Here is a 13280-nt window from a genome sequence, read left to right on the forward strand (position 1 = left end):
TCCCGAATCCGCACCCGGACGCGGGACCGATCTGTGCCTAAAGATTATTTCGGCGGAAATCAGGCCGACTTGACCGTTTCGACGGCCCGGCGGTCCAGAACGGCATCGATCAGGCCGTATTCCTTGGCCGCTTCGGCGCTCATGAAGCGGTCGCGCTCCATGTCACGCTCGATCTTGTCCAGGGGCTGGCCGGTATGCTGAACATAAATGTCGTTCAGACGGCGGCGCAGGTACAGGATTTCCTGGGCCTGGATCTCGATATCGGTGGCCTGCCCGCGGGCGCCACCGGAGGGCTGGTGGATCATCACGCGCGAGTTCGGCAGCGAATAACGCTTGCCCTTGGCACCGGCCATCAGCAGCAGCGAAGCGGCGCTGCAGGCCTGGCCGATGCACATGGTGCTTACGTCGGGCTTGATGAACTGCATGGTGTCGTAGATCGCCAGGCCGGCCGTGACGGCACCGCCGGGGCTGTTGATGTACAGATGGATGTCCTTGTCGGGGTTTTCCGACTCCAGAAACAGCATCTGCGCCACCAGAAGATTGGCGACCTGGTCGTTCACTTCGCCGACCAGGAAGATCACGCGCTCTTTCAACAGGCGCGAATAAATGTCGTACGAACGTTCGCCGCGAGCGGTCTGCTCGACAACGATCGGCACCAGGTTGAGGTTCTGGATGGGGTCCATGGCCATGCGTGCGATTCTCCGCGTGTGGGGACTGAATGAACGATTCGTCGGATCAGGTCTGACTATAGCCGGACCTGATCGAATCGTCTCAGGCACCGACCGGACGCATCACTTCGTCGAAGCTCAGATTCTGCACGGTGGTGTTGGCGTGCTCAGCCACCCACTCGGCCACCTGATCTTCCATTACGCGGTTTTGCAGTCCGGACATCAGTTGGGGGTCGCCGTTGTAGAGTTCAACGACCTTTTCCGGCTCCTCGTAGGTCGAGGCGATGGCGGCAAGCTGCTCGGCCAGACGCGTGCGGTCGAGCTTGAGCTCCTGCTTGCGGGCGATTTCGCCCATCAGCAGGCCGGCAATGACGCGCATGCGCGCGGCCGGCGCCGCCGCGTCGATCAGCTGCTGCGGCGGCTCCTGCCCGCGCGGGACGCTGCCAGCGGCCAGGTTGCGCGCCTCGGACTGCACCATCAGGTTCGGCACTTCCAGCTCGCCATGGGCGCTGGCCAGCTTCTCGGCCACCTGGGCCTTGAGGCGGCCCATCAGCGCGGCTTTCAGTTCGCGCTCCAGGTTGGCGCGCACTTCCTTGCGGAAATGCTCGATGTCGCCGTCCTCGATACCGAACAGCTTGATGAATTCGGCATCGACTTCCGGCAGGTTGGGCGCCTGCACCTTGACGATCTTGAAGCTGACCTTGGCGGTCTTGCCCGCGAGGCTTTCATTGCGGAAATCGGCGGGAAACTCGACGTCGGTTTCGAATTCCTCGCCGGCCTTGCGGCCGGTGAGCGCCGCATCGAGCGCTTTGAACAGGGTGCCCGAGCCAATCACGCTGCCGGCGCGTTCCAGGCCTTCGCCCGGGAAACGGTAGTCGCCGGCGGAGGCCGCATATTCGAACATCACGAAGTCGCCTTCGGCCGAGGCACGCTCCACCTCGTCGAAGCTGCGGCGCTGCTGGCGCAGGGTTTCGATCATTTTCTCGATGTCCGGATCGGTCACTTCGGCCGACGGGCGGGTAATGTCCAGCTTGGCGACGTCGATGTCCGGGAACTCCGGCATCACTTCAAAGGTGGCCGTATAGGCGATTTCGCCGTTTTCCGGCTGACCGGTGGTGTTGATCGCGGGGTTGGCGACCGGACGCAGGTTTTCCTTTTCGAACGCCTCGCGCAGCGTGCTGCCGATCAGGTCCGAGAGCACTTCGCCACGCACTTGCGCGCCAAAGCGCTGCTGGATCACGTTGGCAGGCACCTTGCCTGGGCGAAAGCCCTTCAGGCGCACCGTGCGGCTCATTTCGGCGATGCGGGCGCTGACCTGTGTCTCGAACCGCTCAGCCGGGAACTTGACCGTGAGCTTGCGCTCGAGCTTGCCGACGTTTTCAACGGAAAACTGCATGACGTCTCCTGGAATTACCTGTAGTGGCCCATACCGGCGCCGCGGCGGCCCCCGGCCGCCAGTCAAATCAAACTCAAGGTCTGTGGTGCGAAAGAAGGGACTCGAACCCTTACGGGGGTTACCCGCTGGAACCTAAATCCAGTGCGTCTACCAATTCCGCCACTTTCGCATCGGCTGTCGATTGCAAGCCTTTGATTTTCAGCAATTTTCACCGTTTTCGATGGAAATCGCCTGAAAACTGCCGGACCGCGATCCTAAGTCGATGATTACCTTGTGCCAAGCCGGTCATTTTACGGTTGCGCGACGGACCAGCACAAGCGCTCCAACGGCCCGGAACCTGAGGTTTTTCGCCCGGCCAAGAAAAAAGGACCCGCATCGCTGCGAGTCCTTCGATAGCTGGTGGGCCGTGTAGGATTCGAACCTACGACCAATTGATTAAGAGTCAACTGCTCTACCAGCTGAGCTAACGGCCCAGGAACTGCTTTGAAATTGGGGTGGACGATGGGACTCGAACCCACGACAACTGGAATCACAATCCAGTACTCTAACCAACTGAGCTACGCCCACCGTAAACACGAATCTGGCGCGCCCGACAGGAATCGAACCTGCAACCGTCGGCTTAGAAGGCCGATGCTCTATCCGGTTGAGCTACAGGCGCTTGACTGAAGCAGAACACCTGCTGGTCGGGGCAGAGGGATTCGAACCCACGACATCCAGCTCCCAAAGCTGGCGCTCTACCAGGCTGAGCTATACCCCGATTCCGAACTCGGTCGGCTTTCGCACACCGAAGCTCTGAAATGCTACGGGCGGCACTCTGCCCCGTCAATCCGTATCGAACACACCGGATTTCAAACTTTATCCGGTTCGGCAAACGATGTACTGCCTGCCTTGCATCCGCAACCCGAAAAAGCATTGCATCTGCTAAAAATGGCGCGCCCGGAGAGATTCGAACTCCCGACCACCAAGTTCGTAGCCTGGTACTCTATCCAACTGAGCTACGGGCGCGTGGTTAAATCTTATTGCTGCCGCCTGGACCGACCCGCGGAAGGCGCCGAAGCAAGAAGCGGAATTATTCAGGTACTGGCCGCAGCCGTCAATACTCTTTGTGAAGTTTTTTGAAACATTCGGTTCATGTGGCCGACTGTTTTGCGTGGCTCATCCACGCGATCGGGTTCGCCGATCGCTTGAGCGCATCACGTGGGCAAGAGCGCGAAATCATCGGCGTCCATCCACGCCGGAAACCGCTCGCGGTGCGCGAGCATCGGTGCCGGATCGATCGATACGGTCACCACCTGCTCTTGCGAACCCAGCTCGATGACCGCCTCGCCCACCGGATCGATCACCGCGCTGTCGCCGGCGTAGGGCAATTCGTTGCCATCGACGCCCACGCGATTGACGCCGATCACGTAGGCGAGATTTTCGATCGCCCTGGCACGCAGTAGCGTTCGCCACGGCTGCCGGCGCGGCGCCGGCCAATTGGCGACGAACAACGACAAGTCGTAGTCCATGCCGCCCGCTGCCGATGCCAGCCGGCGGTTGCGCAACCACACCGGGAACCGCAGGTCGTAGCAAACCTGCGGCAGAATGCGCCAGCCTTTGAGTTCTGCGATCAGGCGCTCGGACCCGCCGCCGTAGCGCGTGTGCTCGCCCGCCATGCGAAACAGGTGGCGTTTGTCGTATTGCGAAAACGTGCCGTCCGGACGCGCCCAGATCAAGCGGTTGTAGACCACCTCGCCCTCACGAATGGCCAGGCTGCCGGTGACCACGGCGCCGACTTCGGCCGCCAGCGCGCGCATCCACGCGATACCCTCCCCGTCCATGGTTTCGGCGCTGGCCCGCGTGTCGTTGCTGAAGCCGGACAGGAAGGTTTCCGGCAATACCACCAGATCGCTCTGCCCGGCCACGCGCCGTACCAGCGATCCGTAGTAGTGGCGATTGGCCGGGGCGTCGTGCCAACGTGTCGCGCCCTGCACCAGCGAAACGTTCAAAGTTTGCATAGACGCTCCGCCGCTGCTTCCATCGTTGCATCGCTTTTGGCAAAGCACAGGCGCGCCAGGCGCGTGCCCGGTGCTTTGTCGTAGAAAGGCGTCAACGGAATCGCCGCCACGCCGCCTTCCTTCACCAGCCACTGGCAGAAGGCAACATCGTCTTCATCACTGATGGACGAATAGTCGACCAACTGGAAATACCCGCCCGGCACATCGAGCAGCTTCAGGCGCGAGGGTGCGAGCAGATGGCGGAAACGGTCGCGTTTGGCCTGATAGAAGGCCGGCAGCTCGAGGTAATGCCCGGGCGTGCTGGCAAGAAATTCGGCGAATGCGGCCTGCGCCGGGTGGAAGGTGCAGAACGTCAGATACTGATGCACCTTGCGAAATTCCGCCGACAATTTGGGCGGCGCGACGGCGTAGCCGAGCTTCCAGCCGGTGCAGTGATAGGTCTTGCCGAAACTGGACACCACGATGCTGCGCGCAGCCAGCTCAGGGTGACGCAGCACGCTCTCGTGCGCGGCGCCGTCGTACACGATGTGTTCGTACACCTCGTCGGAGAGCACCACGATCGGGGTATCGCGCACGATCGCGGCCAACTGGTCCAGATCCGCCGCCGACAGCACCGCCCCCGAAGGATTGTGCGGGCTGTTGATTAAAATCATGCGCGTTTTGGGCGTCACCGCCTCGCGCACGCGCTGCCAGTCGATCGAAAAGTCCGGCACGGTCAGCGGAATATGCACCGCGCGCGCGCCCTGCAGATCGATCGCCGGTTCGTAGGAGTCGTAAGCGGGATCGAACACGATCACTTCGTCGCCCGCGCGCACCACCGCGGCCATGGCGGCGAACAAGGCTTCGGTCGCACCGGAGGTGACGGTGACATCGCTATCGGCACTAACCTTATGACCATAGAGCCGCTCGGTTTTCAAGGCGATCTGCTCGCGCAGCGCAGCGGTGCCGATGCCGGGCGCATATTGATTGAGACCATGAGCCATGGCGCGGCTTACCGCATCGCGCAATGCTTGCGGCGGTTCGAAATCGGGAAAGCCTTGACCAAGATTGACCGCCTTGTGCTGCACGGCCAGTTGGCTCATCACGCTGAAGATGGTGGTGCCGACTTTCGGGAGCTTGGTTTCGATGGTCATGACCGGAAGCTTAGATGTCCAAACGCCAAGACTAGCATGGGTCACCGACGCCCTGACCGCTTCTGCGTGGACACCATGAAGATCCAAACGGCCCGCCCTGCCTTCGCTGATGGCTCTACGGCCTGCAAGCAAACAAGACCGGCGACGCGCGCGTGGTTTGCACAGCGCCTCCTCAAGGCGCAGGCTGCCCAGGAAGTTCAAGCGCTTCGAGCGGACGCTTCATGCACTGCTCGTGCTGCAGGCGGGTCGCTTCGGGCAGCCGCTCGGCAAGAAAATCCACCAGCGCGCGCACGCCCGGCAGCATGCCGCGGCGGCTGGGATAGACAAAATGCATGACACCTTGCGGCGCGCTCCATTCGGGCAGTACCACTTCAAGTTCGCCATGCGTGATCGCCGGCGCGCAGACAAATTCCGGCAATAGCGTGACACCCAGGCCGCGCCGTGCCGCTTCCAGCAACACGGCAAAATCGCCGGTGATCAACCGCGCCTGGACTTCCACATTCACACGCTCGCCCTTGGCGTCGATCAACTCCCAGATCTGTGCGCCTTCGTGCTCCTGATTGGAAAGCGCAGGCATGCGCGCCAGATCCTCCGGATGCGCGGGATATCCGTAGGCTTTCAACAGCGACGGGCTGGCGACCGGCAGGATGCGCGACTGGCTGAAGCTGCGCACGATCATGTTCGCGTCGGTATCGAGCTTGGTACGTACGCGAATGGCCAGGTCATAGCCTTCGCCGATCAGGTCCACTCGCCGGTTGTTGGAAAGCACCCGCACCTGCAGCTTCGGATACAGCGCCATGAATTCGGGCAGAATGTAGGCCAGCACGGTCTGCGCGATCGATACGGGGCAGCTGAGCCGCACCACACCGCGCGGTTCGGCGCGCAGTTCCTCGACGGCGTCCTGCGCGGCGCGCGCCTCTTCCAGCACCGCGCGGCAATGGCCGTAGAAGCGTTCGCCCACCTCGGTCACCACGAAGCGGCGCGTGGTCCGCTGCAGCAGGCGCACGCCCAGGCGCTCTTCCAATTGGGCGATACGCTTGCTGAGGCGGGATTTGGGCACTCCAAGGGCGCGCCCCGCCGATGAAAAACCTCCGTGTTCCACCACGGCCGCGAAGAAATACAGGTCGTTGAGGTCCTGCATGGCACCGGGTAAGGTGGTCATCTTTGTTTCCTATTTGGAACGATAAGTTCGATTTTGGCCATCTTATCGTTTGTTCGTTCAAATTTTATCTTTATTCCAACGCCGGCCCGCCCGGCCTGGAACTGAGATAGAACCATGAAACTGCTGCATCTTGACGCAAGCTCCCTGGGCCAGCACTCCGTATCGCGCGAACTGAGCGCTGCCATCGTGGCTCAGATCGCCCAGGCGAACCCTTCGGTAAACGTGACCTACCGCGACCTGACCGCCCACCCCCTGCCGCATTGGGTGCCGGTCGTAGATGCCGATAGCGACGCCGCCAAGCAGAGCCAGGGCGTGCTGGACGAATTCCTCGCCGCCGACGTGGTGGTGATCGGTGCCCCGATGTACAACTTCTCCATCCCCAGCCAGTTGAAGGCCTGGATCGATCGCGTCTCGGTGGCTGGGAAGACCTTCCGCTACACCGAAAACGGTCCGGAAGGCCTGGCCGGCGGCAAGCGGGTCGTCATTGCGTCCAGCCGTGGCGGCATCTACGCGGGCCCGATGGCGGGCCTGGATTTCCAGGAACCGTACCTGCGTGCCGTGTTCGGCTTCCTGGGCATCCAGGATGTGGCATTCGTGCGTGCCGAAGGCGTCGCCGTCAGTGCTGAAACCAAGGCCAAGGCGCTGGCGTCGGCCCGGGACACCATCGGCTCCCTCGCCGTGAAAGCCGCCTGATCGCGCGGTACCCCACACAGCGATCATGGAGCGCCCTACGGGGCGCTCCTTTGTTTTGCCGCGCCCCGATCAGCGGCCAAAGCGGATTTCGCCGCCATCATGTTCGCGATCCCAGCCACGCAACTCGTCGCGAATGTGGGCGATGCGCTGGCGGCCGAGCGCGTTGCGCTCTTCATCCAGCACCTGGCCATCAAGCAACTCGGCCAGTCGCTGCGCGGTGGGCAACATCGCGTCCCAGGCGTCAAGGGCCGCCACAGGCCCTGGCAAGGCCATAAAGAAGCTCAGCCCTGGCGTGCGCAGCGCATCGAGCCGGGTCAGGTCGAAACTGCCGGGCTTGAGCATGTTGGCGACGCTGAAGATCGGGCCAAGCTCGCGCTTGCCGTCCACCAGGCGGTGGTAGATACCCATGTCGCCATATTCCAGCCCCGCCTTTTCGGCGGCCACGATCAGATCCGCACCGTTGAAAGCGTGGCCTTCGCGGGCGATCACAAACAAGCTGACGATGCGCTCCACCGGCACCTGCGCCGGGCGCTTGCCCAGGTCCGAACGCGGCGGGACCCGTGGCGCGGGAGCCGGCGCCGGGGCCACCGGTGCGGGAGCCGGGGCGGTCACGGCCATTGGTTCCGCGGGCCGGTGCACCGGCTCGGCAGGGTGCGAGGGCGCACGCAAGGCCTCGACGATGGAGGCCGCATGCCCGCTCGGCTTGGGCACCTGAAGCGCGGCGTGGCGTTCGTCGGCAAGCGTGGCGCTCAGCTTCTCCAGTTCTGCGCTGAGCCCCATGTCGAGCTCGCCCTGTTGCGGCGTTGCCTGGGAGAAGCGCGGGTCGATCCGTTCCTCGCCGATATCCCTGAACGCATCGTCTTCGTCCACGCCATCGCCCAGCCGCGGCTCGCGCCGCTCGGCAGCCGGCTCGGGCGCGGGGCGCCGCGTGCCCTGCTCTTTCTTCGGTTGGCCAAACAGCCACACCAGCACCAGCACGATCGCGCCCACCACGACGGTGGGAATGCCAATGGCCGGATCCCAGGAAACAGCCAGTTCGATTCCAGGCAACATGATGTGACTCCTCAGGCCGCGCCGGCCAGCTTGGCTGCCTCGGCAAGATCGACCTGCACAAGACGCGAAACACCCGGCTCGCGCATGGTAACGCCGCAGAGCTGGCTCGCCGCTTCCATGGTGGCCTTGTTGTGGCTCACGAAGATGAACTGAACCTTCTCGCTCATCTCGCGCACCATGTTGGAGAAACGGCCCACGTTGGCCTCGTCCAGTGGCGCGTCCACTTCGTCCAGCAAACAGAACGGCGCCGGGTTCAGCGCGAAGATCGCAAATACCAGCGATACCGCAGTCAATGCTTTTTCACCGCCGGAGAGCAAGGTGATGTTGGACACGCGCTTGCCCGGCGGACGCGCCATGATCGACACGCCCGTGCTGAGCAGATCATCGCCGGTAAGCTCCAGATATGCGTGGCCGCCACCGAACAGGCGTGGGAACAGTTCCTGCACGCCGGCGTTGACGCGGTCGAAGGTTTCCTTGAAGCGCTGGCGCGTTTCGCGGTCGATTTTCTTGATCGCGTTTTCCAGCGTTTCCATTGCGCTGGTGAGATCGGTCAGCTGCGTGTCGAGGTAGGTCTTGCGCTCGCTTTGCTCGGCGTGCTCCTGAATCGCCGCCAGGTTCACCGGCTCCAGGCGGGCGATCTTCTGCGCCAGGTCGGCCAGCTGCTGACGCCATTGCGTGGCGTCGACGTCCTCGGCCAGTTCCGCCAGCAGCGTTTCCAGATCGAGGCCGGATGCGGTGATTGCTTCGGCAAGCTGGTCGGCGCGCATTTGCAGCGCCTGGGCGGCGAGTTTCTGTTCGGACAGTTTTTCGCGCAGGCCGGACAGCTCCTGCTCGATGTTGTGGCGCTGCTGTTCGAGTTTGCGAAACGCGATGTCGCACTCTTCCAGCGCGCGGCGCGCCTCGACCATCTGGCGATCGACCAGCAGCCGCTGGTCCAGATAGGTCTGGCGTTCGGCTTCCAGTTCGGCGATCGGATCGGAACCGGCGGCGAGCTGCTCGGCGATTTCGCTGCGGCGCGCATCGATCTGGCGGATCTGGTTGTCCATGCGCGACAAGGCCTGATCGAGCGAGGTCAGCGAGGAACGCTTCGACTCCAGGCTCAACGCCAGCGCATGGGCCTGGTCGGCTGCCTCGCGCGCGTTCATGCGCGCCTCTTCGCGCGCTTCCAGCAGCGCGCGCCGTTCGTTTTCCAGTTCGCGACGCTGGTCTTCCAGGTCGCCCATGTTGTTGACCGATTCGTCCAGCCGCGCACGTGCCTCACGCGTCTGCGTCTGCAACTCCTCCATCTGCTCGAGCAACGCCGACAGTTCGCCCGCTACTTTTTCAGCACGTGCACGCGCGGTTTCGACCTTGCCGCGGTGGCTCTGCAACTGCCCTGCCAGCTCCGACTGGCGGCGGTGCGCGTTGTACAGATCGCGTTGCGCGTCGTCGCGCGCGCGCTCGGTTTCGAACTTGTTGGTGCGCAACGTATCGAGTTGTTCGGTGGCTTCATCGATCCGCGCTTCAAGCGTTTGGGTCTGCTCGGTCAGCACGCGGATTTCGCGTTCGCGCGCCAGCACGCCCACTTGGTTGCCCTGCGCGCGGCGCACGCGCGCCCAGCCTGGGCCGAGCCATTCACCCGCACGGGTGATGACCGATTGATACGGCGCCAGCGCGGAAAGCCCGTAGACACGCTGATGCGCTTCGTCGACGTTTTCGGCGGTCAGCACGTGGCCAAGAATCGCGATCGCCGGAGCCGGGCCGCGCACGTGCGCGGCCAGCGTGCCCGCGGCGCCGGCATTGCCTTCGGCCGCATCGAGCAAGGCGACGTCGGCATTTTCCAGCCCGGGAAATTCACGCGCCAGATCGTGCGCCCCATCCACCAGCACGCTGTCGATGAAACCCGACAACACGGTTTCGACCGCTGTTTCCCAGCCGGCCTCCACTTGCAGCGCTTCGCCCAGACGGCGCTTCTTGTCCAAACCGAACGTCGACAGCCAGTGGCTGGCGGCGCTTTCTTCCTGGCCCAGCGCGGCGTGCTGCAAGGCTTCCAGCGAAGCCAGGCGCCCACGCGCCGTCTGCAGCTGCTGGCGCGCTTCGTTGAGCACGGTTTGAACCTGACGCTCCTCATCGAGCACTTTTTCGTGCGACAGCTTGTGCTGGTCGAGCAGGCTGCCCAGCGACTCGACGCGTTCGCGCTGCGTATCGTGCTCGACGTGCAGTTGTTCGGCGGCAGCGTCGAGCGCGGCGACGTCGGTGGCTTTTTGCTCGTTTTCGAGCGTTTCCTTGCGTTTGCCCAGGTCCATGGACTGGCGATCGAGATAGGCCAGCTTGGTGCGCTCCACCTCCGCCGCCCGGCTCGCCTCGCCGGCGGTGCGGGTGTAGGTGTCCCAGCGCTGTTGCCAGTCGGCCAACTTGGTTTCGGTGTCGCGCTGTGCGTCGGCGGTGTCGTCCTGCATCTGCTGCAGGGCTTCGAGCCTGGGTTCGCCCTCGGCCAGCGCCATGCGCAGCGTTTCAACCTGCTCGCGGTCGGTGGCGATGTGCGCGGCCAATTCGCTGTGTTCGCGCTCCGCTTCCAGTTGCGCGCGCTGCAGGCGCTCGGCGGTTTCGCGGTTGTAGCGAACCTGTTGCTCGACACGCGCGATTTCCGAGCCGACCTTGTAGACCTCGGCCTGCACCGTGTTGAGGTGTTCGCTTGCGTCGGCATGGCGTTCGCGCGCGCTTTCCATGTGCGCCTCGATCTGGCGCTGTTCGGCCAGGCGCTTTTCGATCTCGATTTCGGCGGCCGAAAGCCCCTGCCCCTGTCCGTCGTGCTGGCTCTTGAGGCCGCGGTATTCCAGTGCGCGCAATTCGGCTTCCTTGCGCGTCTGTTCTTCCTTGTAGGCTTTCCAGCGCTCGGCGGCGCGGGCCTGGCGGTTCAAATGCTCCAGTTGCTTGTCCACTTCGTCGCGCACGTCGCGCACGCGGTCAAGATTTTCGCGCGTGGCCTTGATGCGGCTTTCGGTTTCCTTGCGGCGTTCCTTGTATTTGGAAATGCCGGCGGCTTCTTCCAGGTGCGTGCGCAGTTCTTCCGGGTGCGCCTCGATGATCTGGCTGATCATGCCCTGTTCGATGATCGAATAGCTGCGCGGCCCCAGGCCCGTGCCAAGGAACAGATCGGTGATGTCGCGGCGGCGGCAGCGCGCACCGTTGAGGAAATACGCCGACTGCCCGTCGCGCGTCACCTGGCGCTTGACCGAGATTTCCGCATATTGGCCATACTCGCCCTGGATGGTGCCGTCGGCGTTGTCGAAGATCAGCTCGACAGTGGCCTGGCCCACCGGCTTGCGCGCGTTGGAGCCGGAGAAAATCACGTCCGTCAGCGAATCCCCGCGCAACCGGCTGGCGGCGCTTTCGCCCATCACCCAGCGGATGGCATCGATGATGTTGGACTTGCCGCAACCGTTAGGCCCCACCACCCCCGTCATATTGGTGGGCAGATGCAGGGTGGTCGGGTCGACGAAGGACTTGAATCCCGCGAGTTTGATCGTGGTTAGGCGCATGCAGGGTCAGCAGCTCGGAAAGTGGTGGTCCGCCCCGGCGGACGACGGGTCACTGTGCCAAACGCGTGACAGCATCGCAATGCGTTCGACGCCAGCGGCAACCGGAGAAATGGGGTCCAACCGATTGATTGGCCTCAATCGGGCGCCTTCGCATCGATGGAAAGGGCGTGGATGCCGTTATCCATCAGCTCGCCCAGCGCCGCGTAGACCAGGCGATGACGCTTGAGCGGCGGCACGCCGGCGAATTGGGCACTGACGACGCGGACGTGGAAATGCCCCTTTCCTTCATTGGCGTGGCCGGCATGCTTGTGGCCCTCGTCCAGCACATCCAGCTCCACAGGATGCAGCGCCGCGTCAAGGCGGCGGCGGATCTCATGCACCATCGCGGCAGTCATGCCGGCAGCACCTTGCGGAAAGGCTTGACGCTGACGCTGAGGTAGACGTTGGCCTCCACGTATGGGTCAAGCTGCGCCCATTGCTCGGCCTCGGCCAAGGAAGCGAATTCGGCCACGATCAGGCTGCCGGTAAAGCCGGCCGGGCCCGGCTGCTCGGCATCGATGGCCGGAAACGGTCCGGCCAACAGCAGCCGGCCTTCCTGCTGCAGCTGTTCCAGCCGGGCCAGGTGGGCGCCGCGCGCGGCAAGTCGGCGCTCAAGCGATTCGGGATGGTCCGTGCCGGTGATGGCGTACCACATGTGCGTAACTCCCTCAGGGTGATCGGCGATTTTATCCGACACCGCGCCGGAACTCCCGCGGATGCTTGAATCGGCGCCGCAGGACCACCATTGGCAGCCCATCCATCCGAGGGGACTGAAGCTATGTGGTCGGCGTTCGTGGACGCGCTAGGCGCCCTGTTGGCTCAATGGGCGCATGCGCTGGACGGCAGCTACGGCGCGGCGGTGATCGTCATGGCCATTGTCGTTCGGCTGGCCTTGTTGCCGATGACCCTGCACGCGGCCGAACAGGCTTGGCATCGCCAGCATACGTTGGCGCGCTTGAAGCCCGAGTTGGCGCGGCTGCGCGAACGCCACGCCAAGGATCCGTCGGCCTACGCAAGCGCCCTGCAGGCGCTTTATCGCAAGCACCACGTCACCGGCGGCCTGGGCAGCGGCATGCTCACCGCCATGGTGCAGGCACCGCTGGGAGCCGGCATTTACGCCGCCATCCGGCACAGCGTGGCCGGGGCGGGCTCCTTTCTGTGGATCGGACGCCTTGCGCGGCCGGATCTGTGGCTGGCCTTCATGGTGGCCCTGCTGAGCGGGGCGGCGATCCTGCTCAACCCGGCCCTCCCGGAACAGACCCGGACTCTGCTGCACTGGCTGCCTGTGATCGTTACCTTGCTGGTGACCTGGCACTTGAGTGCGGGCTTGTGCCTGTACTGGGCGGGTGCGGGCAGTGTGGGCGTGCTGCAGGCAGCCCTGCTGCGCCGGCGGGTCCATCGGGCCGCCCGCCCGGCCCCATCCCCCAGACGCTGAGCCGGGGGTCGTGTGATACCTGTCAGGAGCGATCCCTGACAGCCTCCGCTGCCCCGCCGCGCACGTTGCGCGCACGCTTTCCCTGCCCCGGACCGGACCCGGCTGCTCGTTCCAGCTGAGCCCCAAACCGCGGCGGGAAGCCATTTTCGACGTGTCGCACCCCCGCTAGGCCATCAGTCATGC

General features: G+C 63.9%; 11 protein-coding genes and 6 tRNA genes. 2 read left to right on the forward strand and 15 right to left on the reverse strand.

Annotated features, from left to right (window positions below):
* Nucleotides 1-59: 59 nt before the first annotated feature.
* The 11 genes from clpP to VME63_RS13910 all read right to left on the reverse strand — a co-directional run bounded on the left by clpP (nt 60) and on the right by VME63_RS13910 (nt 6356).
* Nucleotides 60-689: an ATP-dependent Clp endopeptidase proteolytic subunit ClpP gene (gene clpP, locus VME63_RS13860; RefSeq protein ID WP_325433947.1), complete on the reverse strand. Its 630-nt coding sequence runs from the start codon at nt 687-689 to the stop codon at nt 60-62.
* Between the two features lie 82 nt (nt 690-771).
* The gene (gene tig / locus VME63_RS13865) at nt 772-2064 is read right to left on the reverse strand and encodes a trigger factor (protein WP_325433948.1); all 1293 of its coding nucleotides are present in this window, start codon (nt 2062-2064) and stop codon (nt 772-774) included.
* 83 nt (nt 2065-2147) lie between these two features.
* A tRNA-Leu gene (locus VME63_RS13870) sits at nt 2148-2233 on the reverse strand.
* 228 nt (nt 2234-2461) lie between these two features.
* Nucleotides 2462-2537, reverse strand: a tRNA-Lys gene (locus VME63_RS13875).
* A 17-nt stretch (nt 2538-2554) separates the two neighbouring features.
* Nucleotides 2555-2631 (reverse strand) — tRNA-His (locus tag VME63_RS13880).
* A 14-nt stretch (nt 2632-2645) separates the two neighbouring features.
* Nucleotides 2646-2722 (reverse strand) — tRNA-Arg (locus tag VME63_RS13885).
* A 22-nt stretch (nt 2723-2744) separates the two neighbouring features.
* A tRNA-Pro gene (locus VME63_RS13890) sits at nt 2745-2821 on the reverse strand.
* 171 nt (nt 2822-2992) lie between these two features.
* Nucleotides 2993-3069, reverse strand: a tRNA-Arg gene (locus VME63_RS13895).
* Nucleotides 3070-3257: 188 nt separating this feature from the next.
* Complete coding sequence (locus VME63_RS13900; protein ID WP_325433949.1) at nt 3258-4061, reverse strand: amidohydrolase; 804 nt, start codon at nt 4059-4061, stop codon at nt 3258-3260.
* Complete coding sequence (locus tag VME63_RS13905; RefSeq protein ID WP_325433950.1) at nt 4049-5194, reverse strand: pyridoxal phosphate-dependent aminotransferase; 1146 nt, start codon at nt 5192-5194, stop codon at nt 4049-4051. Before VME63_RS13905 ends, VME63_RS13900 begins: the two co-directional genes overlap by 13 nt.
* Before the next feature lie 172 nt (nt 5195-5366).
* On the reverse strand, nt 5367-6356 hold the full coding sequence (locus VME63_RS13910) for a LysR substrate-binding domain-containing protein (RefSeq protein WP_325433951.1): 990 nt from the start codon (nt 6354-6356) through the stop codon (nt 5367-5369).
* A gap of 114 nt (nt 6357-6470) precedes the next feature.
* Between VME63_RS13910 and VME63_RS13915 the strand changes: the two genes are divergently transcribed.
* Nucleotides 6471-7049, forward strand: coding sequence for an FMN-dependent NADH-azoreductase (locus VME63_RS13915; protein ID WP_325433952.1), 579 nt, complete (start codon nt 6471-6473; stop codon nt 7047-7049).
* Between the two features lie 69 nt (nt 7050-7118).
* Here VME63_RS13915 and zipA read toward each other — a convergent pair whose 3' ends face one another.
* From zipA to VME63_RS13935, 4 genes are all read right to left on the reverse strand, one after another.
* Nucleotides 7119-8102, reverse strand: coding sequence for a cell division protein ZipA (gene zipA / locus VME63_RS13920; protein ID WP_325433953.1), 984 nt, complete (start codon nt 8100-8102; stop codon nt 7119-7121).
* An 11-nt stretch (nt 8103-8113) separates the two neighbouring features.
* The gene (smc, locus tag VME63_RS13925; protein WP_325433954.1) at nt 8114-11623 is read right to left on the reverse strand and encodes a chromosome segregation protein SMC; all 3510 of its coding nucleotides are present in this window, start codon (nt 11621-11623) and stop codon (nt 8114-8116) included.
* 134 nt (nt 11624-11757) lie between these two features.
* Nucleotides 11758-12018 carry a BolA family protein gene (locus tag VME63_RS13930; protein ID WP_325433955.1) on the reverse strand — a complete coding sequence of 87 codons (261 nt, stop codon included), beginning with the start codon at nt 12016-12018 and terminating at the stop codon, nt 11758-11760.
* Nucleotides 12015-12317, reverse strand: coding sequence for a YciI family protein (locus VME63_RS13935; RefSeq protein ID WP_325433956.1), 303 nt, complete (start codon nt 12315-12317; stop codon nt 12015-12017). Before VME63_RS13935 ends, VME63_RS13930 begins: the two co-directional genes overlap by 4 nt.
* A gap of 123 nt (nt 12318-12440) precedes the next feature.
* Here VME63_RS13935 and VME63_RS13940 point away from each other — a divergent pair, with 123 nt between their 5' ends.
* Nucleotides 12441-13097 (forward strand): YidC/Oxa1 family membrane protein insertase, encoded by a 657-nt coding sequence (locus tag VME63_RS13940; protein WP_325433957.1) that lies wholly within the window; start codon nt 12441-12443, stop codon nt 13095-13097.
* Nucleotides 13098-13280 lie beyond the last annotated feature (183 nt).

This window comes from Dyella sp., assembly GCF_035503745.1.
Lineage (GTDB): Bacteria > Pseudomonadota > Gammaproteobacteria > Xanthomonadales > Rhodanobacteraceae > Dyella_B.